We start from the raw sequence: 26,001 nt of genomic DNA, 5'->3' as shown, positions 1-26,001 counted from the left end.
TTTAATGCGGCTTCGTCACAAACTTACAAACCCGACGCGTCAGCACGCGTTGATTGAGTGAGCCGACTGCGCTAGCGGGCTGTTGATTTAATTAGCCGTACCGCGTTAGCGGCGGTTAACCGGACGCCAACCGGGGCTAACGCCCATCGGCTCACAAGAATGGCCTAATCCACTCAATGATAACCCGACGCGTCAGTTTTGAAGACTGCACTTTATTCGTAACCCGAAGCGTGAGCGAGGGATCATTGATATTGACTCATCCCTCGCTTACGCAGCGGGTTACGATTAAATCAACACGCCGTTGCGCGTCGGGCTTGTATCATTTGCATGAAAGTCACACGAAACGCGGGGATAACTGATGTACGTCCAACCGTTATAGGGATATTTTCTCCAGCCGTTCAACGATCACTTCCCAAACCGGGTGCGGTTGATCGGCGGGGAAACGGGGCGTGCGGCGTACCATTTCCAAGTGCGTTACGGGAATCATGACGCAGTCTTCACAACCGGGGATCGATGCGTTCTTGCAGGCAACCATTCCGTCGCCTTTGCCATTGGACAGTTCGTCGAAACTGCTCATCAGAGGACGGATACGCGGCCGGATTAGCCGCATCAAACTGCCTTCACGGTCGAACGTTCTCAGCGTGCCTCGTAGCACGACGACGTCGGCTTCCTCGAGCGGCGACTGATTGCCGATGATTGCGGTGTAAGCCACGTCCGGACGACGCGGTCGAGCGGCAAGTTGTTTCAAAAACTCTGATTCGGGAACCAAATCCTTGAGCCCCTGGGATGAGGACTGGTGCAACAAGATTTCGGAGAGATCTTGACTGTTGAATTCGTGACCGGTGAACAAGTCCGACATGGGCGGCATCGTGGCCCAGTTCGATCCGGCGTGGGGCGAACCGAGCGTGATCAGTCCAATGATTGACTTTCCGGGCAAGTCTGGATTTTCGGTCCATTCGCGTGCCACCAAGCCGCCCATCGAATGGCCGATCAAGACGATTTTGGCTGAGGCCACGTTGCGTTCGGTGAGTTCCTTTTGAGTCGCCAAGGCGATTTCTTGAGCCGCAGCCGCGATGGGTTGATCGAAGCTATAGGCGATCGTCGCGGTTCCATACCCCAGCGCACGGACGTGTTCACGAAACTCAACCCAACTTGTGGCGGCACCTTGGTAGCCGTGCAATAAGATCAAGATCGGTTTGGTGGTGCTGCGTTGGAGTAGATCGGAATCCCAATCACACGTACACGCGATCGATTCGACCGGGGCGGCGGCTCGAATCAGTCCACGCCGGCATCGAACCCGCAAGGCTTGTTCGCCTTCGTCGGTCGTGACCCGATCGAGCTTGATCGCCTCCTTGGAGGCTAAGTTGATTCCGGTCAACACGATACCGACCAGTGGGCTGTTCAAGTTCAGCTCGCCCTTGGGAAGCATGCGTTCGACGGACTCTTCGTCGAGTGTCATGGACTCAGCGATCATCCGGGCGACCTCTCGCCAAGCAACCTTACCGTCGACCGAGGGAACGGTGACTTCGATCACGTCGGCTGCGTCGGATGATTCGACCGCTGCCGTTTCGACTTGTGGGAGATCGCTGACTTGCGCGTACACAGGCGAAGCGACCGCGAGAATGCAGGCAAAAAACAGAGCGGACTTCATAGATCGAACCTTGTGGAGTGATTTCGAGAGTCGTTGTCGTATCGACGTGGCAATGGCCGACGTGGCAATGGCCCCTGGACAATCATACACATTCGAAAGCCCGGCGTTGGATGCAACCCGTCACTCGACAACCGCGAGCAGGTCGCCGGCTTCGACTTGGGTTCCCGGTGGCGTGTAAACTTTCTTGACGGTACCATCGGCCGGGGCGTTGATCGTCGTTTCCATTTTCATCGCCTCGAGTACCAATAGCTTTTGACCGGCTTTGACTTTCTCGCCTTCGGCGGCGGCGACGGTGATGACCATTCCCGGCATGGACGCGGCGACGTGCGTCGGGTCACTCGGGTCGGCTTTCATTGCCGCTTTGATTTCGATATCGAGCGAACGGTCGATGACCTCGACTTCGCGAGGTTGCCCGTTGAGCTCGAAGAACACTGTGCGGGCTCCGTTGGGATACGGCTGGCCGACGGCCAGGTATTTGACGATCAGACGTTTGCCTGGTTCGATGTCGACGGCGATCTCATCGCCGGGTTGTTGCCCGTATAGGAAATTCCGTGTCGGTAAGGCATCGACGTTGCCGTACTTCTCTCGGTGTTGGCAAAACTCCTCGAACACCTTTGGATACAGCAGGTAAGTCACCGCGTCTCGATCGCTAGGGGTTTCCTTGGTCATCTCGGCCGCTTTGGCTTTGGCGTCTTCCAAGTCTGTCGGAGGCATCGTCGATCCCGGACGAACCAACAACGGTTCTTCGCCTGCCAGGATCACTCGCGTTACTTCGGCCGGGAAACCGCCCGGCGGTTGCCCCATTCGGCCGCCGATCAGATCCAAAACGCTGGCGGGAAAGGCGAGTTGTTTGTCGCTGGTTAAGACATCTTTGGCGGACATCTCGTTGGCGACCAAGAACAACGCCATGTCGCCGACGGCTTTGCTTGTTGGGGTGACCTTGACGATATCGCCGAACAGTTCGTTCACTTCGGCGTACGCGCGACACACACCGGCCCATCGGTCCGACAACCCGAGGGCACGGGCTTGTTGAAACAAATTCGTGTATTGTCCGCCGGGCATTTCATGTTCGTACAAGTCACCCGTGGCAGGCAAAACATCAGACTCGAACGGACGATAAAACTCGCGGGCGGCTTGCCAGTAGGTGGCCAGCTTGGTCAGCGTGTCGCCGCTGAGGCTTGATTCGCGTTCGGTGAAACGAAGGGCTTCGACCAACGTGTTCAGGTTCACCTGGCTGGTTCCGCCCGACATCGGTGCGAGTGCCGCGTCGGCGATCTGCAACCCTTCCCCGGCGGCGGCGAGGATCGTGGAGGCTTGGATTCCGGCGGTGTCGTGCGTGTGCAAATGGATCGGGATGCCGACTTCTTGACGCAAGGCACGCATCAAGGTGACGGCCGCTTGCGGCTTGAGCAATCCGGCCATGTCTTTGATGGCGAGTAAGTGAGCTCCACCGGTTTCGAGTTTCTTGGCCAGATCGACGTAATACTTCAAGTTGTATTTCGTTCGGCCTGGGTTTTGCAAATCTCCGGTGTAACAAATGGATGCTTCGCAGATGCCGCCTTCGGCGAGCACCGCGTCCATCGCGACCCGCATGTTTTCTTCCCAGTTCAAGGCGTCGAACACGCGGAAAATGTCCATGCCCGCTTGGACGGCTTCCTTGACGAACAAACGCACGACGTTGTCCGGGTAGTTCGTGTAGCCGACCGCATTGCTAGCCCGCAACAACATTTGCGTAAGGATATTCGGCACCGCCGCACGCAAGTCGGCAAGCCGTTGCCAGGGTGATTCACGCAGGAACCGCATCGAGGTATCGAATGTCGCCCCGCCCCACATTTCGAGCGAGAACAGCTCCGACGCCAAGTGCGAATAGGCGGGAGCGACTTGAAGCATGTCATACGTGCGGACGCGGGTTGCGAGCAACGATTGGTGCGCGTCTCGCATCGTCGTGTCGGTGATTAACAAACCTTTCTGCTGCCCGATCCAACGAACCAAACCGTCGACACCTTCTTCACGGAAGATGTCGGCGGTTCCTCGTGGCGGTTTCTCGGTCGGCTTGAACGGTGGGATCGGCGCGGGGGTGGTCCGCGTGGCAACGGGACGGCCGGTGACCAAGGAGTTGCCGTTGACGATGGTCTCGGCGAGGAACGTCAATAACTTGGTCGCCCGGTCGCGGCGACGTGGCAAGCGAAACAACTCGGGCGTGGTATCGATCAAACGTGTGGTCGCTTCGCCCGCCAAGAATGTCGGATGATTGACGAGTTTGAGTAAGAACGGAATGTTCGTTTTGACGCCGCGGATGCGAAACTCTTGCAGCACCCGGTCCATGCGGGAGGCGGCCGAAGCCAACGTTGCCGCCCGGGCAGTTACTTTGACCAGCATCGAATCGTAGAACGGATTGACGACCGCACCCGAATACGCGCTACCGGCGTCCAAACGAATGCCCAATCCTGCGGCGCTGCGGTAGTGACTGATGCGCCCATAGTCGGGCCGGAAATCCGATGCCGGGTCTTCGGTCGTAACGCGGCACTGCATCGCGTAGCCGTTGGTGCGAATGTCGTCTTGCGATTTCAAGCCGACCTCTTCGCTTGTCAGCGGATAACCTTGGGCGACCAAGATTTGATTGCGAACAATGTCGATGCCAGTGACTTCTTCGGTGACGGTGTGCTCGACTTGGATGCGTGGGTTGACTTCGATGAAGTAAAACTTGTTGTCGTCGACGTCGAGCAGAAATTCCACCGTACCGGCGTTTTCATAACCACCGCTGCCGCCTTCAGAGACGGACCCGACGGCCCGCCCGATCTTGATCGCCGCGTCGCAGATATCGCTCCGCATCTGCGGCGACAAGTTGGGTGCGGGTGCCAGTTCGACGACTTTTTGGTGTCGACGTTGGACGCTGCAATCGCGTTCGTAAAGATGGACCAAGTTGCCATGGCGGTCGCCGAGCAATTGGACTTCGAGGTGACGCGCTCGTTGCACGAATTTTTCGAGGAAGACTTCGTCGCTGCCGAAAGCGGTCTTGGCTTCGCGCTGGGCGGCTTCCAAGGACGAGGCCAACTCGTCCGGAGTCATCACGACTCGCATTCCACGACCGCCGCCACCCTTGGCAGCTTTCAACATGATCGGATAGCCGAGATCGTTGGCGGCGGTGACGGCTTCATCAAGCGACGTGACCGATTGAGCGGTTCCGCCGAGAACGGGAACGCCGGCGATCTTGGCTAAGTTGCGAGCGCTGGTTTTGTCGCCGAGGTCACGCAAGGAACGTTCGCTCGGTCCGACAAACAGAATGCCGGCCTCTTCAAGAGCTTTGGCGAAGTCCGGGTTCTCGGAAAGAAAACCGTATCCAGGGTGAACCGCATCGACGCCGTGAAGTTGGCAGATTGCAACGATGGCATCGATGTTGAGATAAGATCGGATCGGTTCGCCGGGCTCACCGATCTGGTAAGCCTCGTCGGCCTTGAATCGGTGCAACGCATACCGGTCTTCGTGTGAATAGATCGCGACCGTTTTGATGCCCAATTCCGTCGCCGAGCGAAACACTCGCGTAGCGATCTCGCTGCGGTTGGCGACCAGAATTTTGCGAATCGGACGAACCGAACCGGAAGTAGCAGCGGTGGATGTCATCAGAAGTTTCGTTGGCGTGAAGAACGTCAGGAAAAAGGAACTCGAACGAGTGTTTACCTTAACGAATCATTCACGCCAATCGTAGCCGGAGTCGGAAGACATTCGGGGCGGAACGTCACCGCCGGCGGAATGCGCCGCTGATTGATACCGCGATGCTAAGCATCGGGTGAACAATAAGTGATGGATTCTTAACGTGGCGTCGACTTTCAGTCGACGTTTCAGGGTTTGGCGACTGAAAGTCGCCACCACTTAATGTTCACGCGATGCTAAGCTGGCTGGACTCTTGGGGGTTTAGGTACCGAGATGCCGGGTCTCCGCTATCGCTTCGACCCAGCCTACGTATCGAACCAGCCTACGTGTCGAACCAGCTTATGGGGTTTCGACGATCGAATCTTCGTGGGTTTCGTCCCACAGTCCGGTCAGACGGCTAACCGCAGCGTGCAATCGGCTTTTGACCGTCCCGACTGGAATGCCCAATACGTCGGCGGCTTCGCGATACTTCAGACCTTGGTAGTAAACTAATTCAACGACCTGTTGCATCGGTTCGCCGAGCGATTCGACGGCTTCGTGAACCCACCGGCCATTTTCCTCACGCGATGCTTCAACGAGAGGATCGGTGCTCGCTCCGACCAATTTCTCGGACCAACTGCCGCTTCGATCGTCTTCTTGACCGCCGGCCGGGCGATCCAAGCTGACCATTTTGTGACGCTTGTTACGGCGTTGCACGTCGATGGCTTGGTTGGTTGCGATGGCGTAGAGCCACGGTCGGAATCGACGTGACGGATCAAATTGCTGGCACTTCAGGTGGACTTGCAAAAAAGTCCCTTGGAAGGCGTCTTCGGCCATTTCGGCGTTACCAATGTAACGACGAAGGTAGGCATAAATTTCCCGTTCATAACGACGCATCAGTGTCTCGTAGATCGCCCGGTCGGCGGTCTTGCGATAGCGGGCGATGAGTTGCTCGTCAGTGATCTCGGGAGTTTCGGGCTCCGAGCCGATTCCGGCGGACGTTTGGGCGGCTTGGGCCTTGGCCGAGCCGTTGGACGCGACGTTGATCGGCTTTTCGGGAGCGAGGGTGCTCGGTGAAAAGTTCATGGGTTCCGTCTGCGATTGAAGGTAAAAACAAAAAGTAAAATGGAAAACCATCCACCGTAAAAATGCGTAACGGACGTAGGATATCCGCCAAAGATTCGATCGATCTATCCGATTTGCGTCAAGATTACGTGAATTTGCTTATCTTACAGGGGTGAAGAACCGACTCCACGAGACGTTCGGCGGCCTCTCCGCCTAAATGATCCTCTTTAGGGAGCGGATTCACCCTTCATTATCGCCGGATACCTCGAAAAGTCAATGCTCGCGGCGGGCCGCTCGCGTTCGTTATCCAGACACGACGAATCCCGAAACGACGACGGCCATGGGGGTGGGCTTCAGTAGCCAGGTCCACTTCGTTTGACCGTAGTAATCGGGTATTTTGCGTCGGCGAAACATTCGCCGACTCCCACCCACCGCGACGCAGCGATTCTTCATGGCTTCTTCTGAATTACTTGCCTTGGGCACCCATCCGGTTACCGTCATCATCGGCTTGGAGGTTCACGTCCAGCTCAAGACCCGCACGAAGCTGTTTTGCGGTTGCACGACGGAGTTCGGAATGCCCGCCAATTCCCAAGTCTGCCCGGTTTGTTTAGGGATGCCGGGGGCGTTGCCCGTGATGAACCGCGAAGCGATCAAGCTGTCCGTGCGGACCGGTCTGGCACTCAAATGCTCGATTCCGCCCGTGACGAAGTGGGACCGCAAGCAGTACTTTTATCCCGATCTGCCCAAGGGTTACCAAATCAGCCAATTCGATCTGCCGATCTGTGCGGACGGATTTCTCGAGATCCAAGACCCCGCCGACGATGAGTCGCGGCGGCACATCGGCATCGTCCGCGCTCACCTCGAGGAGGACGCGGGCAAGAGCATGCACGACGAGGCCGCCGGCGTCTCCGATACGAAGATCGACTTGAATCGGTGCGGCACGCCGCTCCTCGAGATCGTCAGCCAACCGGATTTAAGGTCGGCCGACGAGGCGAAAGCGTATCTCAACGAGCTCAAACTCTTGTTGACTCACCTGGACGTTTCCGACTGCGAAATGTCCCAGGGCAGTTTGCGGGTCGACGCGAACGTGAACTTACACATCGACGTCAAAGGTGAAAAAGTCGCCACGCCGATCGTCGAGATCAAAAATCTGAATAGCTTCCGTAACGTCCAACGCGCGATCGAGTTCGAAGTCCAACGACAGGTAGTGGATTGGGAAGACACCGGAGCGACCATCGACACCGCGCCCAAAACCACTCGCGGATGGGATGACGCGGCCGAGAAAACGTTCGAGCAACGTGAAAAAGAATTATCGGCGGACTATCGATATTTCCCGGACCCGGATCTGTTGCCCGTGCGATTGCCCGTCGAGTTTGTTGATGCGATTCGCGAGTCGCTCGGTGAACTCCCCGCAACGACGCGGGAACGATTGCAAACCCAACACGGCATCAAGCCCTACGACGCCGACGTGATTGTCAATCAAGGTCCGGCGATGATTGGATATTTTGAAGCGGCCGCGACATCGAGCGGCGACGGCAAGAAAACATCGTCGTGGATCATGCAAGACGTGATGCGGGCGATGAAAGACCGCGAATTCACCGTGGAAACATTTCCGGTATCGGCCACCGCATTGGGCGAGTTGGTGCGAGAGGTCTCCGACGGCAAGTTGGACAATTCACGCGCCCGTGATGTGTTCGAACATTTGATCGAAAACCGCGTCACGATCACCGAAGCGAAACGCCAACTCGGCATCGAAGCAGTCGACGACGACGCACTTGTCGAATTGTGCAAGGAATTGCTCGCTGCCAACCCGCAAGTCGTCACCGATTACCGCGAGGGCAAACAACAAGCCGTCGGGGCGTTGATCGGTCAAGCTCGCAAGAAAAACCCCAACGCTAATCCGCAAGCCGTTCGGCAAACGCTTTTGGATTTGATCGCGAAAGCGAGCTAGCGGGCTGTCGAACGGTTGGCATCGCGACGATCCGCAAATTGCACAAGTTTGGCACCGCCTCTCTCGGCAAATCAAGCTGGGGTGAATCGGCCTTTTTGATTGTCCCTTAAACCCACCCAGCTTGCCGATAGCTTTGTGTTGTTTGCTCGATCCGAGTGGAGAGATCCGCGGCCGGGGCGAACGACAATTCTTTGGCCGCCCGTGTTCCGTCGCAGACCCATGAACCACCAACGCCTTCCCGGATCTTGTCGAGGTTCAAAAATACGCGTCGCCCCAACACTCGCAACAAAACTTCACCATAACCGCCGATCATCCATCCGATCGTTTTAGGCACACGGACATGTCGCACGCGGTCTTTTTGAATCGTTGAGGCGATCATGTCGGCCAATTGAACGAACGTAACAGGTTTGGGATCGGTCAAGTAATAGATACCGACGCGATCTTGATCGATTCGCCCGGCTTCATTCAGTCCCTGCAACCGTCGGCCACGCTCGCTAGCTACAAGCAACGCGGGAACCAAATCGACCACACTGATGTAAGAATAGCGTGCCGTCTTGGACAGCACCAAGTTCCACCCCAAGCGCACCGTTTGGTACAATGCCAACAGGTTGCGATCGCCGGGACCGATCACGCAGGGAGGGCGAATGATTGTGATCGGAAGTTCGCCCGCTAAGTCGTGCAAACGCGACTCGGCTTCGAGTTTGGTGCGCCCGTAGTGCGATACGGGATGACAGTCATCCATTTCGTTGACTGCGGCGTGATGCGGCCCGGCCGCCGCGAGCGATGATAGATAGACGAACACGGGTGGCGTTGGTTGCAAGGCGGCCGCCTTGGCAATCCCCTCCGTCGCGTCGACGTTGATGCTTCGTGATAGGGCCAGTGATTGAGTCGAGACGGCCGCCGCCGAATGAAAAATCCGATCGACCCCGGTCAGGACACCGGCGATCGCGTTGGTGTCACGGATATCCGTTCGGACCAACGACAATCGCTCCGGAAGACCAACCGAACGGGGGGGTGACTTCTGCTCGTTCAAGTCGACGTGCCCGGTGGGCTCTGTCCAGTCGACATCTTCGGGATCGAAACGAGAGAACCGATCCACCGCGATCACATGATCGCCGCGAGCGAGCAACTCGGCGACCAAGCGACGCCCGACGAATCCGGCGGCCCCGGTGACAAGGGATCGAGTCAATTTTCCAGGCTTTCGACAAGAAATGGGTGAAGGAACAGTGTGAATTCTGACGGTTGAATCGAAATTGACCAATCGTGGCCTGCGATCAACCAAATTACACCCCGAACGGGGTGTGATAAATTGCCTTCTCGGCCTAAATTAACGCACAGCCGCGCCGACGAAGGCTCGTCCCAGCGAAAATAGCATCTTGGGCTCTTAACGTCTTCATGAACGATCTTAGCAAGCCACCTCGCTCCACGCCGCGCACTCTTGTCGAGTTGCTGCGGGACCGAGTGGATCGACGTGATGACGCCGTGTTGTATCGGTTCCTGAAGCCGCGATCCGACCAGCCCGAACGTCGGGGGAAGAACGCCGCCGACTTCGATATCCAAACGCTTTCCTATGTTGATTTACAGCGGGCGGCACAGCGGATGGCCGTCTGGTTGCTCGACCGGGTCGCACCCGGTGACCGCGTCGTGCTGGCATTTCCTCCCGGATGCGAGTACCTAACCGCCTATTTCGGATGCCTCCACGCGGGTGTCGTCGCCGTCCCCGCGTATCCTCCACGCCGCAACCAACGCGACCAGCGGCTGCACGCGATCCTCGCCGACGCCGATGTCCGGGTCGCGTTAACGACGCAGGGGTTGCTCGAATCGGTCCAAGAATCCATGGCTGATGCGAAGCAAGTGCAGTGGCACAGCATCGAGTCGGTCGAATCATCCGGAGTGAGCGACGCCGATTGGGCTGAACCGCAGATCAACTCCGACACCCTCGCGTTTTTGCAATACACGTCCGGTTCAACCGGAACGCCCAAGGGTGTCATGGTGACGCACGGCAACTTGATTCATAACCAAACGCTGATTCAACACAGTTTCCGATCGACCGAGGATTGCAACCTGACCGGTTGGTTGCCGTTGCATCATGACATGGGATTGATCGGCAACGCGTTGCACCCGCTCCACTTAGGTTCTTCGTTAACGTTCATGTCGCCGATCGATTTTTTGCAAAAGCCGGTTCGGTGGTTGCGGGCGATCGATCAGTTCGACGGTCGAGTCAGTGGTGGACCGAACTTCGCCTACCGTCTGTGCGTCGACGAGATCGACGACTCGGAACTGGAAGGCCTCGATCTTTCGGCATGGAAAGTCGCCTTCAACGGGGCTGAACCGATCGACCCGAACGTCTTGGATCGTTTTGCCGAACGATTTAAGCCGTACGGTTTTTCGCACCAGCAATTTTGCCCCTGTTACGGCATGGCCGAAACAACCTTGCTGGTCACCAGCAGCGTGCGTGACGAAGCGGTGCGGATCTCCACTCCGGATCGTTGGGTCGGATGTGGTGTGCCTCGTGAGGACATGGACATCCGCATCGTCGACGGGGCCACGTTGAAAGAAGTGTCTCCGGCGCAGACTGGTGAAATCTGGATTTCGGGCCCTTCCGTGGCGGCCGGTTACTGGAAACGACCTGACGCGACACGTGAAACGTTTGAAGCAACCCTCGAGGGTTCCGATCGTCGCTACTTGAGAACCGGCGACTTGGGGTGGATCGATCCCAAAGACGGTGAACTGTATGTCACCGGTCGGTGCAAAGACTTGTTAATCGTTCGCGGCGTCAATCATTACCCGCAAGACATCGAACGCACCTCGGAATCGGCCCACGATGCGTCCGCGACCGGCGGTTGCGCCGCGTTCTCGATCACGCGTGACGGCACCGAGTCGTTGGTGATCGCTCAGGAAGTGCGACGGTCGGCGCGGCGAACGATGAATGCCGATGAGGTCGTCGATGCGATTCGAAAGGCCGTCGTCGACGAACATCAATTACCGCCGATCTCGATCCTGCTGTTGCGACCGGGAGCCTTGCCCAAAACGACCAGCGGAAAGGTGCAACGAAGCGAAGCCCGACGACAATACCTCGCCGACGAAATGCGGGTTGAGCATCGATGGGATCTCTTTTCAAACCAAGCAATCGATACGCCGACGACTTGTTCCATTCGGGACGATCGATCCGATCGGGTCGAGAACAACCTCGAAGCTTCCAAGCTTACCGAATGGTTGGTTCGGCAAGTCGCTCAACGTGTCAAGTTGCCGGCTGAGTCGATCGATCCCGGCGAGCCGTTTTCGATGTACGGACTCGATTCCCCCGGTGCGGTTCGATTGGCCGGAGAACTTTCGCTGTATCTCGGACGCGAGATCCCACCCACGCTGGCTTACGAATATCCCACGATCAACGCACTCGTCGCGTTCCTGTGTGGGGTCTCACCGTCTTCGCGATCCGATCTACCCAAACAATCTAAACAATCTAAACGATCCAAACGTTCCGACGACTGCCAATCCATTGCGATCATCGGGATCGGTTGTCGTTTCCCCATGGCGGACTCGCCTGACGCGTTCTGGGACTTGCTAAGCTCCGGGCAGGACGCGATTCGTGACGCGGCGAATGTGATGCGCTGGTCCTCGTCACCGAGTTCCCTCGATGCCGCCTATCGCCGGGCCGGATATCTCAATCAAGTCGATCAGTTCGATGCGGGTTTCTTTGGCATCAGTCCCCGCGAAGCCGACGCGATCGACCCACAACATCGTTTGCTACTTGAAACAACTTACGAAGCATTCGAAGACGCCGGCATCCCGATCACGCACATGCAAGGCCGATCGGTCGGTGTGTTCGTCGGTTCGAGTCACCAGGACTACTTGCGACTGAGCAACGCGTCGTCGGTGACGGCGTATTCCGCGTCGGGTAACTCGCTCGCGATGGCTTCGGGACGAATCTCTTACACTTTTGATTTTCGCGGCCCGAGCCTAACCATCGATACCGCGTGTTCGTCGTCGCTTGTTGCCACGCATCAAGCGATTCGATCGATCCGCAACGGCGAATGTGACTATGCGATCGCCGCCGGCGTGAACTTAATTCTTTCCGACGAAGCCACCGAATCTTTCGCCAAAGCGGGCATGTTGTCGTCGACCGGTGTGTGCCGCGCGTTCGACGATCAAGCCAACGGATTCGTTCGTGGCGAGGGTGTCGCGGCGATCCTGTTGCAGCCCCTCGACGATGCGATCGCCGACGGAAATCGAATCTATGGCGTCTTGAAAGGCTCCGCGATCAATCAAGACGGACGTACCAACGGCTTGACCGCGCCGAGCCGAGAAGCGCAATCGGAACTGATCCGCGAAGCTCTTCACGACGGAGGCTTATCGCCGGAGGATCTGGATTACGTCGAAGCCCACGGAACGGGTACCCCGCTGGGCGATCCGATCGAACTGCGAGCGATCCGCGAAGTGATCGGTTCTTCGACACGTTTGCAAGTCGGCTCGGTCAAGTCCAACATCGGGCATTTGGAATCCGCCGCCGGGATCGCGGGGTTGATCAAAGTCGCGTTGGCGATGCACCACGAACAATTGCCACCGCAGATCCATTTCGAGCGTCCCAATTCGAACGTCGCTTGGGATGAAAGCATCACGGTGCCCACGCGACCGACTGATTGGAAACGTCAGGTCGATCGCCCTCGGGTTGCCGGTGTCAGTTCGTTCGGGTTCAGTGGCACGAACGCGCACGTGATCGTCGCCGAGGCACCGGCAGCGACAGCGAAGCCAGAAACGATCACACGCCAAGGCGATCCGCTCGTCATGTCGGCGAAATCGGAACCCGCGCTCGCTCAACAGATTGAATCGATCGAGTCACTCGCATCCCAAGTGGATCACACTTCACTCGCGTTTTCTCTCGCCGTCCGGCGCAGTCACTATCGATACCGGGCAGCCAAGATCGGAGACGCCCGCGACGCGACTTGGATTCACGCGACTGCTCAACGAAATCCGCACGTGGATTTTTACTTCACCGGCCAAGGGGGCATTCATCCCGGTTGGGCGCGGTCGTTGCATCAATCCAATCCCACCTTCGCGCGTTTGTTCGATGAAGCCGCCAGGTCCTATCAACGCGTTACCGGCGATGATTTGAAATCTCGCGTGTGGGGTGATGCCAACGGTTGGTCCGATGTCCAAATTCAACCGGCGATCTATACCATTCAGGTTGCCACCGCACGGTTTTGGCAAAAGCTCGGCATCGAAACACACCGAGTCGTCGGCCACAGTTTGGGCGAATACGCGGCGGCCACGATCGCGGGCGTGTTCGAATTCGAAGACGGCTTGAAGTTAGTCGACACCCGCAGCCGACTTGCCGGAGCGATCCAACAACGTGGCGGCATGTTGGCGGTTTTCGCAAGTGAAGCCGATACACAAGCCGCACTGGAAGAGGCAAGCCAAGGTCGAACCGAAGATTGGGATATCGCGGTCGTCAACGGTCCTCGTCAAACATTGATCGCGGCACTGCCGGAAACCCTCGAGCGTTTAACCGTCGTATTAAACGACCGGGGGATCACGACCCGACCGATGGCGACGACACACGGATTCCACAGTCGCTTGATCGATCCGATGCTCGACGAGTTCGAAGCCTACGCGGCAACGATACCAATGCGTCCGCCGACTCGACCGATGATTTCGTCGCAAACAGGTCTGCCGGTGGGCGATGAAGTGGCCACACCGGCTTACTGGCGTGGTAATTTGCGAAACACGGTTCGTTTTGATTCGGCGTTGAAAACACTCTCCGCCGATAAGGCTGGCAAGTCGGACGACACAACGATCGGCCTGGAAATCGGAGCCGGCTCGACCTTGTCTGGGTTGGCCCGCGCGTCCAAACTTGGCTTGGACGTGTTGCCCGGCATCATCGATCATCCAGACTCAGGAACGAATCACGGGGCGACGCTCGCCAAGTTATACTTGCATGGTGCGGAGATCGATTGGCGGCTGGCGTTAGGAGCACCAGCACCAATGATCAGTTTGCCGACCTATTGCTTTGATCGCTCACGCCACTGGATCACGCCGTCCTCCGAAGAACCAGCTTCTGCGCCCGGGTTGCAAATTTCGCCGCCGGCAGTTCCCTACGAATCACACCGTGGCACCGATTCACCAGGGACTCGCTTGGACCTAGCGGGCGACGATGTCGTCTACCAAAATGTCTTGATGGCGGACGATTTCATCGATCATCAAGTGATGTCTTCGATCGTGTTCCCCGCTGCGGGAATTTTTTGGTGGGCTTGCCGGGCCGGTCAAGAACAGGCCAAAAGCTCAATTCCAACGGCTCCAGTGGTGTTGGAAAATGTTCGAATCGAACGATCGCTCGTCTTGTCGCCCGGCGAATCCAAAACGAGCCAACTGAGTCTGAAACCTGGGGACGCGAACCAGCGTTCGGGCCAGTGGTCGGTACGTCACGAAAACGGCTGGCAACGCCATGCGGATTGGCGAGTGCGATCGGAAGATTCTGTTGTCCAGATGCCGTCGATGCCCTTGCCGGCAACGCGGATCGGACAATTGCAATCACAGTGCGTCGCGACACACTACCGACAACTTGCCGACGCCGGCTTGCAGTACGGTCCGTCGTATCGCTGTATCGAACAGATTCGCGCGACCGGCAAATGGGTCGACGCGGTGATCGCGCCGGCAAGTCCCGACGACACCGATCGTATCGGATTGTTCGACAGTGCGTTGCAGACGATCGCCGCAGCAGGATACCAGTGGGGATCGCGAACGTGGGTTCCGGTCGGTGCCCAACGGATCGAATTCGCATCGGATGTTGAGTCCAATTTCAGCGGGCGTCTTCACGTACAGGCGAGTCTTCTCGAGCAGGACGACGAGTCCGCGACGGCGGAAATCTGGATCAGCGGCGAGTCGTCCGATCGCGTCTTAATCCACATCGTCGGTTTGAAAGTTCAAGCCACCACACCGATCGATACGCAACATTGCCTGTTCCAAGATACCTTCGTTCCCCGCATTCGTTTGACCGAACCGGCGAATCGCCCCACGCCCAAGTTGAACGACGTCGATTGGTACATCGGCATGCCTGAGGCGGACCATGGCGTGCTAACGATCAGCAACGCACTCGAAGCCCTCGCCGGTCGTTGGGTCGCCGATATTTTGAGTGAATTGGGACTACGTTGGGAGATTGGTCGGTCCTTCACCACATCCGAGTTCTCCGCGCAGGCCGGCGTCTTGCGCGCCCATGGACGGTTGCTACATCGGATACTCGCCATCGCGGCGGAGGAAAGATGGCTGACGCGGGACGCTCAACGACGTGACGATGCCGATCACGATTCGGACGAAACGCGTTGGACGATCCAGGCCGTTCCGACTTCCACGGTCGCCGAAATGCCTCGGATCGCTGGCCAGAACGAGTTCGTCTTGCTCGATCGATGCGCCGCGTCAGTGGCTGAGATCATGCGGACGGGAAAGGATCCCTTGCCGTTGTTGTTTCCGAGCGACGGACAAGCGACCGTCGCCCATGTTTATCGTGATTCGATCGGCGGTCGACGGCTGAATCATTTAGCGGCGACTTCGGTGCAACGCATGGTAGATGCCTTGCCGCCCGGACGCGGAATGCGGATTCTCGAGATCGGAGCGGGGACGGGATCGACGACCGCATCCGTGTTGCCTTGTTTGCCGCCGGATCGATGCCGCTATGATTTCACCGACATCGCGCCCGGTTTCTTCATCGCGGCGAAAGAGCAATTCCAAGAATTCGGATTTGTGAACTATCAAGTTCTCAACATTGAAAACGATCCCGCCACCCAGGGATTTGATTCTCGATTGGGTACCTACGACTTGGTGATCGCCGCGAACGTGCTGCACGCGACGGCGGACATGACGACGACGTTACAAAATATCGCCCGGATGCTATCGCCGCGAGGCAGTCTGATCGTACTCGAAGGCACCCGTCCGGCTCGATGGATGGATTTGACATTCGGTTTGACCGATGGATGGTGGCGATTCACGGACGCCGACGTGCGTGCGGATTACCCCTTGTTGTCGTGCGATGGTTGGCGATCACTGCTGAGCAACACGGGTTTCGAGGGCACGTGTTTTATCGACCCGGTCGACAACGAAAAACAGCCCTCACCGAGTCATTTGATTTGTTCCCATCGTCAACAAGACAAGAATCAACCCGAAAGCCGGGTCGGGTTCGTCGGAATCGGCACCGGTGATTGTCAACGTCAACTGATCCAACAACTCAATGAACACCACTCCGACGCGATTGCCATGATCGACGCGGTGGAGTTCACTCGTCCGGCTGTCACTTCGTCTGATCGGATCGTCGAACAGGTCCAAGCGGTCTGCGATCGTTCGCGTCCGACCCACTGGGTGCTAATGCTGGAGATCGATGACACGGCGTTTGATTCGCCGGCGGACGGGCTGATGGTTGTCAGCCGGTGCGTCCTCGATACATTGCAAACGATCGAGAACTGGTCCGAGTCTTTGCCGTCTGGTCGACCCGACATGCAAATCGACTGGGTCACCCGGCGGTGCGATTCGAGCATGATCAGCGATGCGCTGTCCGGATTTTGGCGAACGGCTACCTTAGAGCATCCTCAATGGCGATGCCGGAGCATTGATGTTGCTGTTGACGGTGATTCGAATGACGCTCTTGCGATGTTGTGCGATGAGTTGGTCGGCACGGCTGCGGACCGTAGCGAAGTACGCCTCGACATCCATGGCCGTCGGGTTCGCGAGCTAACTCGAATCGATCTTCCTATTCGGATCAGCGACAAGGTAGGCCGCGAGTTGTCGATTCGTCGGCGTGGATCGTTGGACGGTTTAACGATCAAAGCGAAACCACGGCGCAAACCGCAAACGGGTGAAATCGAAATACGCATTCGTTACGCGGGATTGAACTTTCGGGATGTCTTGAATGTGTTGGGGAGTTATCCCGGCAATCCGCCCCTGGGTGCCGAATGCGTCGGCGTGGTCGCGTCGGTTGGCGAAGGGATCGATGAGTTTGCGGTCGGTGATCATGTCGTCGCGATCACACCGGATACGTTGGCTGATTTTGTCACATTGCCTGTCGATTCGGTTTGCCCGATCGGCGAAGGGATCGACGAAGTCGGTTTGGCGTCCTTGCCGGTGGCCTTCTTGACCGCGTCGGAATCGCTCGAATCGATCGCCCAGTTAAGTGCCGGGCAATCCGTATTGATCCATTCGGCGGCAGGCGGCGTGGGCATGGCTGCCGTCCAGATCGCCAGATCACTCGGTGCGAACGTGTACGCCACGGCGAGTCGGTCGAAACACGATTTCTTGATCGCAGGCGGCCTGGAACACGTATTCGATTCGAGAGATTTGGGTTACGCCGACGCGATCTTGAGTCTCACCGGTGGTCGGGGCGTGGACGTGGTCTTGAACTCGCTGGGAGAAGACTTTGTCGACGAAAATTTGCGTTGCCTTGCCCCTCAGGGTCGTTACGTCGATATCGCGTTATCCAACGAAACCTTGACTCGGCGAATTCAATCCAACCGACCCGACATTCATTATTCCACATTGGACTTGTCGCAAACGTTGGCCTCACATCCGGGATCGATCCGCTGTCGCTTGGAAGATTTATTGAAGCGGATAGCGGACCAAGAGATCCATCCTCTTCCGTCTCGGTTGTTCACTCTCGATCATGCTGAGGAAGCGTTCGCTTGGATGATGGAAGGGCTGAACGTGGGCAAGCCCATTGTTCGCTGTGATGACGTATCCGAACAATCGGCCACGGCACCGTCGTCGGGCGTCCATTTGATCTCCGGCGGTTTAGGTGGCTTGGGATTACTGACGTGCGACGTGCTTGTTCGGCGTGGTGTTCACGACATCGTGTTGCTAACCCGCCGAGAACCGACGGATCGGGAAGCGACGATTCTGCAGGATTGGAATCGCGCCGGTGCCCGTGTTCGTGTCGAGGTGTTGGCGATCGATCAATTGGACTCGGTTGAATCCACGCTCGATCGAATCCGAAGCGAAGGGCGTCCGATCACGGCGGTCTATCACCTTGCGGGCGTTTTGCAGGATTCCGTGATCTCGGAGCAATCGACGGAATTGTTCCAAACCGTTTTGGATCCCAAAGCCAAGGGCGGATGGAATCTACATCGAGCGACCTTGGACGATCCGATCGATTCGTTCGTGCTGTTTTCGTCCATGTCGGGATGGTTGGGATCACCGGGTCAAGCCAACCACGCCACCGCGAACGCGTTCTTAGACGCCTTGGCCGATCATCGACGGCGTGCCGGGCTACCCGCCGTTTCGATCGGTTGGGGACCTTGGGCTCGGGTGGGATCGGCGGCCAAGCGAGATCGGCTCGGCAAAGGCGATCTCGCCGGGATCGGGATGTTGATGCCCGACGAAGGAGCCGAACTATTGGAGCAAATCTTGGGGGCAACCCAAGGCGATGTCGCTCATCAATTAACTGTGCCGGCAAGGATCGCGGCCGGAAAGTTGCTCATCGAGCAATTGCCTGAACACCTCAAGGCTGACCCGCTGTTCGCCGGACTTTCCGAAAGAACCGAATTATTCCGGTCGTTCCGCGAAGAAAAACTTTGCTGGATAGGCAATTTCTCAGACTATTCTCAAGAAGAGCAGGCCGAACGGGTGATGAACCACCTAACCGAAGCCATTGCAGGGGCTCTGGCGATGCCTTCGGCCGAGTCGGTTCCCATCGACAGTCCGCTGTTTGACCTCGGGATGGACTCGCTGACGTCGTTGGAGCTGGTCAATCACTTGCAGTCGACGCTCGGCGTTCGAATGAGCACGGTGGAGCTGTTCAATTTCCCTGACGTGCGGTCCTTGGCCGGACGGCTCGTCGAACTATTGAACGATCCATCGGACAATTCGCGTCCGCTGGCCGAGGCGTTTGAAGATGTACCACTGAAGATGAACGAGATCCAAGCCGATTCGGTCGCCGATGGCGTCGACCGCGACGAAGTCACTGATTTGCTACGAGAGATCGGCGATCTGACCGACCAATTCGAAACCTGGGGAGCCGAATCTTGATTCAATTGCCGCCGCCTGACGACTCGCGTTCGATCGATATCAACAACGTTCTCGAAACGCTCCGTAAGACCAAGGCGGGGATGCAGCGGGTTCACGAGCGGTTGAGTGAACCGTTGGCGGTCATCGGGATGGGATGTCGATTCCCCGGAGCGGCCAATCCGGATGAGTACTGGGATCTGCTTCATCAAGGCCGATCCGTTGAAACGGCGTCCGGCGACCGTTGGGACGAAAGTTTGCAAGCCGAACATGAAAAACAACCCGGACGGATCACGGCAAATCGAACCGGTTGGTTGGATGCGATCGACCAATTCGATGCCGGGTTCTTCGGCATCACCGGACGCGAAGCGGCGACGCTGGATCCTCAACAACGTCTGCTGTTGGAAATTGCTTGGGAAACATTCGAGAATGCCGGAATCGTCCCTGCCAAAAGTCGAGGCCAACGCATCGGTGCGTTTGTCGGGATCTGCAGCAACGACTACCTGTATCGACTAAATCGTCGCGACTTCAGTTCGATCGATACTTACTTGAGCACAGGCAATGCACATGGTGCGGCAGCAGGTCGGTTGAGCTATGTGATGGACTGGCGTGGCCCTAGCGTCGCGATCGACACGGCGTGCTCGTCCTCATTAACCGCCTTGCATTTGGCAACGCGTAGTTTGCGTTATGGCGATTGCGACATGGCGATCGCGATGGGCGTCAATGTCATCCTTGCACCGGAATTGAGCATCAGTTTCTCGCAAGCGGGAATGTTATCTTCGACCGGACGGTGCCACACGTTTTCTTCCAACGCTGATGGATTTGTTCGCGGCGAAGGTTGCGGTGCCGTTTTGTTGAAACGATTGCGAGACGCGGTCCGTGACGGAGACACGATCCACTGTGTCGTCCGCGGCACAGCGGTCAATCAAGACGGTCGCAGCGTGGGGCTGACCGCACCCAACGGCAATGCCCAACAGGCCGTCATCCGCGAAGCGATCAATGACGCCTCGTTGACCCCCGACCAAATCGATTACATCGAGGCACACGGAACCGGCACGCCGCTCGGCGATCCGGTTGAAGTCGATGCGCTGCGGCAAGTTTTTGCAAACTCTCGCCGCCCCGATCAACCACTCAAGATTGGCTCGGTGAAAACCAACATGGGCCATCTCGAAGGTGCGGCGGGAATCGCCGGTGTCCTGAAAGTCGTCCTGTCGATCAAACACAACGCGATTCCCGCGCATCTGCACTGCGACGCCCCCAGTCCCTCCATCGATTGGCAATGGCCGGTCGAGATCACGACCCACGCTCAACGATGGTCGTCCAAGATGCGAGTCGCCGGCGTCAGTTCGTTCGGGTTCGGCGGAAGCAACGCACATGTGATCTTGTCGGACGCTCCGGTTTCCAATCCGCTATCTCCAGGTGCGACACGTCCGGACACCATTTCGGGCGAATTCGTCAAACACGATTCAGAAACCTCCCCGGAAAGTCTGTTCGTGTTGTCGGCTAAATCACCCAAAGCCCTGCGGGAGTACGCCCAGAGGTTTGCGGACAAGTTTTCGCGCGTACCCGAACGATTGGTGGATATCTGTTATTCAGCCGCCACGACCCGCGAAGTGTTTGAACATAGGGTCGCATTCGTGGTCGAGTCCACCACTGACTTGGTCATGAAATTGAACGCATTTGCCAGCGGACAAACGAGCATGCCGGAAATCTCCATGCCGACGTCCCGAGGTTCGCTCATCAGTGTCACCAGCCCGACGTTGTCGGCTCTGGCCGATGCATTCATGCGAGGTGACACGATCGATTGGGCTTCTGTGTTTGAACCGACCTCGAAAAGGATTGATTTGCCGACCTACCCGTTCCAGCGAACTCAACGTTGGATGGACGAGCTGCCGGTCAAACTGCCCGCATCCAGTTCGGCAATCAGGACAACGAAAGACGCCTCGCTTGGGATCCTGGCGGACCACCCGATGCTCGATCGAAAGTTGGATACCGCAGGCGATGAAACGATCTTCGAGGTCGAACTGAATCGTTTGGAATATCTCGGGGACCACGTCGTTCGCGGGAACATTTTATTTCCCGCCGCCGGGATGGTTGAACTGACACTCGCGGCAATGGCATCGGTGGGCGAGCCCAAATGCACGATCGAATCGATGCGTTTGCTCCGCCCGATTGTAGTGAGAAAGAACCAGGCGTGCACCGTGCAGATCATTGTTGCGCCGGTCGACGAAGAGGCATCCGGATGCCGTCGAGTTCGCATTGCGATGCGGGACGGATCGGGCTGGACCAAGGTCGCCCAGGCGGAAGTGGGTATCGCAGGAAGAATCCGTGGTGGCGACTTTCAGTCGCCGACGCCTCAAGTGTTGAGTCAACGCCACGTCGACGCTCCGATTCTGACAACGCAGACTTTGATGGATCAGTGCGATGGCGTCCCCGTTCATGCCACCGAACACTACGCATCGATGCGTCATCATGGACTCGATTACGGCCCCGCATTTGCCGGATTGCGGAATCGCACCGCGTCCGCCGATGGGAATGTATGTTGGGGTGAAGCGTGTCTTCCCGATGCCGTCGACGCCAACGGCTATCGCTTCCATCCGGCGTGGATGGATTCTTGTTTTCAAGTCGCCGCCTCGGTGATTCCTGATGTCGATCGTACTTGGGTACCGGTCGGATTTGATTCCATTGAGTTTTGTCGCGAACCGGCCGACCATGAGATCCTGACCGTCGTTGCGACACGCAGGGCAGCGGTCGATGGCGACATCAATCAAGACGACGAACTGTCAATCGGTCTGATCATTCAAGACGAAAACGATCAAGCGGTCGCTCGCATCGAAGCGATGCATCTCAAGCCGATTCAAATTCGAACCAGCGACGCTTCGGTTCTGGAGGCGGATCTGGATGAGGTACGTGAAGACCCCGACTTGTTACGCGAGTTCCTGCATCACCGAATTGCGAGCATCATGGGCTTGGAACTCAACGAGGTTCCTCTGAAAAAATCATTGGACGCATTGGGGTTGGATAGTTTGATGGCGTTCGAATTGAGAGATGAAATGCAAAGCCAGTTCCAGATCGAAATTCCTTTGGAGATGTTCTTCGAGGCGATCAGCTTAGAAACGTTCTTGGACCGAATCCTTCAACAGATCGCCGAAGCGGGACCACGAGCGGAACAATCGGACGATTGGGTGGAGGGTGCGTTATGAACGCCGCCGAACTTTATGATGAACTCAAACGGCGTCGCGTCGAGCTTTGGTGCCAAGGCAAGATGTTGCGGTTCCGTGCGCCCGACAACGCCCTCGATGCGGAGATGATGACTCAGCTCCGCAAGTTCAAAAAACAACTCATCGAGATTCTGCAAAACGAACAACTTCCGAAATCGAACGAAAGCCGCGTCGAGGCGGCCACCGTCGGTCAACAAGCCTTGTACTTCTTGCACCTGTCGGCGCCCTACAGCCCGGCGTATAACGTCGCTTCGGCCTGCCGCGTGGTCGCCGCCGTCGACGAACAATCGGTTCAAACCGCTGCGGAGCTTCTCGTCCAACGCCACGAATCGCTGCGGACGACGATGGAGTTTCAGTCCGGCCATCTGAAACGTCGAATTCACCAAGATGCCAAAGTCGATTTCGCGTCGGTCGATGCCCGTGACATGGACACCGCCACGTTGGATCAACGCGTCAAGACCGAGTACGAACGTCCCTTCGATCTGGAAACCGGGCCGCTGCTTCGAGTGCGTTGGTTCCGCATCAATGAAAACGAACAAGTCTTGTTGGTCGCTTTGCACCATATTGTTTTTGATGCCTGGTCACTTTGGATCCTGCAAGACGAGCTGTTTCAGATTCTCGCGCAAGTTCACGGCGGTCAGATCGCGAAGTTGCCTTCCCCTCAAGCGACCTACAGTGATTTCGCGATCCATCAACAGGACTGGATCAACAGCGTCGAAGGCCGGCACGATTTGCAGTACTGGATGAGCGAACTCGCCGGACCGTTGCCGTCGCTCGATTTGCCGACCGATTATCGACGCCCGGCTAGACCGGAATACCGTGGGGCGACTCTTCGATTCCAGATCCCCGAGTCACTGACGGCGGATCTTCGCGAGTTATCCAAGTCGCTACGAGTGACACCGTTCGCGTTGACCATGGCGATCTTCAAGGTATTGCTCCATCGCATCACCGGCCAGGATGACCTGATCGTCGGAACGACAACGTCTGGTCGAACCAAACCGGAGTTCAATTCCGTCATCGGTTACTTCGTCAACTCGATGGCGATTCGCTCGAACGTTGACAACGAACTCACTTTCGCGGAATTCGCAACGAACGTCAAAGCCAAAGTGCTCGGCGCGTTGAAACACCAAAGTTATCCGTTCGTTTCGATCGTTGATAAAATCAGTCAAGCGGCACTGAATTCGAAAGATCAAGGCAAGGTCAATCCGGGCTTCTCGAGCGGACGTCGCTCCAGCGGCAATCCCGTTTTCACGGTCATGTTCGGTTTGCAAAAACCGCGATTGTGTGAAGCGGCCACATTGATGAATCAAACCGATTCCCAGGTCCAAATCTCAGGATTCCCGGTCCGTCCCTTCCCGATGGATCAACAAGAAGGCCAATGCGATCTGACCTTGGAGATGTTCGATACCGATAAAACGTTCGTCGGAACATTGAAGTACGACACCGATCTTTTCTCGCCGACGACGGCGAAGCGGATCGGCGATCAATTTGTTCATCTGTGCGGCGAGATCGCCCGTGATCCGAACAAGCGATTGTCGCAGTATGACTTGGTTTCACCACAAGAACGCAGCGAACTGATGCGCCTGTGTGAAACCGATCAACCGCCCACGTGGGACGGGACGCTGATTCACCAATGGGTGGAAAAGAACGCAAACTCACGCCCCGAGCATACCGCGTGGGTTTGTGGTGATGAAGAACAAACGTACGCGGAACTCAACGCAGCCGGTGATCGCGTCGCAGGTTACTTGATCGATCGTGGCTTGCGATCGGGCGACCTTGTTGGTTGTTGCCATCAACGCGGCCCGGCCTCGGCCGCAATTCTGCTTGGGATTTTGAAGGCGGGCTGTGTCTACGTGCCGCTCAACGTCGATGCCCCCGCCGTTCACACGCATTGCGTCATGCGGTCTTGCGATGCCAAGTTCTTATTCACCGATCAATCCGAGGTTGCCGACCTGGCGACCGATAAGGGTACCCAAGTTGGCTGGCTGCCTGACTTAGCTCCGGTTTTGAACGGCGATCGAGATTTGTCATCGTCGTCATTGGACGCACTCGCCGGTCGCACGGCCCAGGCCACCTCGCCCGCCTACGTGCTTCACACTTCCGGATCGACCGGGACTCCCAAAGGGGTCTGTGTTTCGCATGAAGCGATCGCCCGACACATCGTTTCGATGGTCAGCGTCTACGAGATGACATCCGACGATCGTGTATTGCAGTTCAGCAACATGACGTTCGACCCATCGCTCGAACAAATGTTCTCGGCATGGGCGGTCGGTGCCTGTGTTGTCGCCCGCGGAAACGAACTGTGGTCACCTGAAACGCTCTGGCAAGTGATCGATCAGCATTCCGTGACGATTGTTAATTTGCCTCCCGCCTACTTCCAACATTGCGACAAACAAACCGCCGACGACTCGGGGCTGGAATCATTACGTTTGCTGATTCTTGGGGGCGACGTCTTCCCCGGGAAATCGGTTCAAGCGTGGCAATCTCGCCAAGTTCGAATTCTCAACGCCTACGGCCCGACCGAAGCCGTCATCACCGCAACGATTCATGAGGTCGACCCCGCCGGGTCACGCGGCACCACGCCGATCGGCCGTCCCCGCCCCGGAACACGAGCGTATCTGCTCGATAATGAAGGTCGACTTTGCCCGCTCGGAACGGCCGGATACTTGCACCTGGGTGGTTCGATTTTGGCGGACGGGTATTACCGTGATCCCGATGCAACCCGAGCTCGATTTCGCAATGATCCCTTTGTTGAATCGGGAATCATTTACGACACCGGCGATTTGGCACGATGGAACGCCGACGGCAACCTCGAATTTCTCGGACGGGTCGACCAACAAGTCAAACTCGACGGGATCCGCGCCGACACCTCCGAGGTCGAGCTCGCGATCAATCAACTCGATCAGGTCGCGATCAGTTGTGTGCGATTGAACGTCACCGAGAATACAACCTCGGACGGCGGCAAGTCGGCCGACTTGATCGCTTGGGTTCAGCTCACCGATAACGACCCTCGCCGATCCACTTTGGCCGAACACGCCGATAGCATCGAAGCGGAAATCCTTTCCGAACTTCGCACCACGTTGCCTCGATACTTGGTCCCTCGTCGGGTCGTCGTATTGGAATCCCTGCCGATCAACGCATCGGGAAAAATCGCTTACGCGAAGTTGCCCATGCCGGTCCTGAACGCACGGAGCGGCGTTCATCAATATGTTCCCCCGCGAAACGCATGGCAAACGGCGCTGGCGAAGATTTGGGCCGATGAACTCGGTGTGTCTCCGGTCGGCATCTACGATAACTTTTTTGACCTCGGTGGTGCCTCGTTAACCAGTTTGCGGATCATCGCACGTGCAAACGACGCCGGACTGAATCCGCGCGACGAGCCGCTGAACCCAGAATTGCTGTTCGAATTCCAGTCGATCGCCGATCTACATCAACACCTTGGTGCGCCCGAGTTGAATCCGGCCCACCCCAGTTCTTGCCCCACCTCCTGAATCCTGTGACGACTC

Annotated in this window: 8 protein-coding genes; 4 read left to right on the top strand and 4 right to left on the bottom strand. The window is 57.2% G+C overall.

The genetic code is table 11. The annotated features are described in order from the left end of the window. Positions 1-373 precede the first annotated feature (373 nt). The 3 genes from Pla100_RS01290 to Pla100_RS01280 form a co-directional block, all read right to left on the bottom strand. Entirely contained in the window at positions 374-1,651 is a 1,278-nt protein-coding gene (locus tag Pla100_RS01290) for a lipase family alpha/beta hydrolase (RefSeq protein WP_146575883.1), read from the bottom strand. 120 nt (positions 1,652-1,771) lie between these two features. Further along, a complete protein-coding gene (locus tag Pla100_RS01285) occupies positions 1,772-5,272 on the bottom strand; it encodes a pyruvate carboxylase (protein ID WP_146575882.1) in 3,501 nt (1,166 codons plus the stop codon). Between the two features lie 369 nt (positions 5,273-5,641). Then, entirely contained in the window at positions 5,642-6,367 is a 726-nt protein-coding gene (locus tag Pla100_RS01280; RefSeq protein WP_146575881.1) for an RNA polymerase sigma factor, read from the bottom strand. A gap of 430 nt (positions 6,368-6,797) precedes the next feature. On the opposite strand from Pla100_RS01280, the gene gatB reads away from it, so the two are divergent. Continuing rightward, positions 6,798-8,297, top strand: coding sequence for an Asp-tRNA(Asn)/Glu-tRNA(Gln) amidotransferase subunit GatB (gene gatB / locus Pla100_RS01275; RefSeq protein ID WP_146575880.1), 1,500 nt, complete (start codon positions 6,798-6,800; stop codon positions 8,295-8,297). A gap of 106 nt (positions 8,298-8,403) precedes the next feature. On the opposite strand, the gene Pla100_RS01270 is transcribed toward gatB, so the two are convergent. Continuing rightward, complete coding sequence (locus Pla100_RS01270) at positions 8,404-9,486, bottom strand: NAD-dependent epimerase/dehydratase family protein (protein WP_146575879.1); 1,083 nt, start codon at positions 9,484-9,486, stop codon at positions 8,404-8,406. 206 nt (positions 9,487-9,692) lie between these two features. Between Pla100_RS01270 and Pla100_RS01265 the strand changes: the two genes are divergently transcribed. From Pla100_RS01265 to Pla100_RS01255, 3 genes are read left to right on the top strand one after another with little or no spacing between them, the layout of a single operon-like run. Continuing rightward, positions 9,693-19,298, top strand: a complete 9,606-nt coding sequence (locus Pla100_RS01265; protein WP_146575878.1) for a type I polyketide synthase — start codon at positions 9,693-9,695, stop codon at positions 19,296-19,298. Next, a complete protein-coding gene (locus Pla100_RS01260) occupies positions 19,295-22,477 on the top strand; it encodes a type I polyketide synthase (protein WP_231602541.1) in 3,183 nt (1,060 codons plus the stop codon). The genes Pla100_RS01265 and Pla100_RS01260 overlap by 4 nt, the downstream gene beginning before the upstream one ends. Next, positions 22,474-25,986: a non-ribosomal peptide synthetase gene (locus Pla100_RS01255; RefSeq protein ID WP_146575877.1), complete on the top strand. Its 3,513-nt coding sequence runs from the start codon at positions 22,474-22,476 to the stop codon at positions 25,984-25,986. The genes Pla100_RS01260 and Pla100_RS01255 overlap by 4 nt, the downstream gene beginning before the upstream one ends. Positions 25,987-26,001 lie beyond the last annotated feature (15 nt).

The sequence above is a fragment of the Neorhodopirellula pilleata genome (assembly GCF_007859915.1).
Taxonomy (GTDB): Bacteria; Planctomycetota; Planctomycetia; order Pirellulales; family Pirellulaceae; genus Rhodopirellula; species Rhodopirellula pilleata.
This window is presented reverse-complemented; position numbering and strand designations above follow the sequence as displayed.

Bases quoted from the DNA above. Each gene is read 5' to 3' on its own strand.
- Pla100_RS01265 (WP_146575878.1), top strand. From the start codon at position 9,693: ATGAACGATCTTAGCAAGCCACCTCGCTCCACGCCGCGCACTCTTGTC.
- Pla100_RS01285 (WP_146575882.1), bottom strand. From the start codon at position 5,272: ATGACATCCACCGCTGCTACTTCCGGTTCGGTTCGTCCGATTCGCAAA.
- gatB (WP_146575880.1), top strand. From the start codon at position 6,798: ATGGCTTCTTCTGAATTACTTGCCTTGGGCACCCATCCGGTTACCGTC.
- Pla100_RS01290 (WP_146575883.1), bottom strand. From the start codon at position 1,651: ATGAAGTCCGCTCTGTTTTTTGCCTGCATTCTCGCGGTCGCTTCGCCT.
- Pla100_RS01280 (WP_146575881.1), bottom strand. From the start codon at position 6,367: ATGAACTTTTCACCGAGCACCCTCGCTCCCGAAAAGCCGATCAACGTC.
- Pla100_RS01255 (WP_146575877.1), top strand. From the start codon at position 22,474: ATGAACGCCGCCGAACTTTATGATGAACTCAAACGGCGTCGCGTCGAG.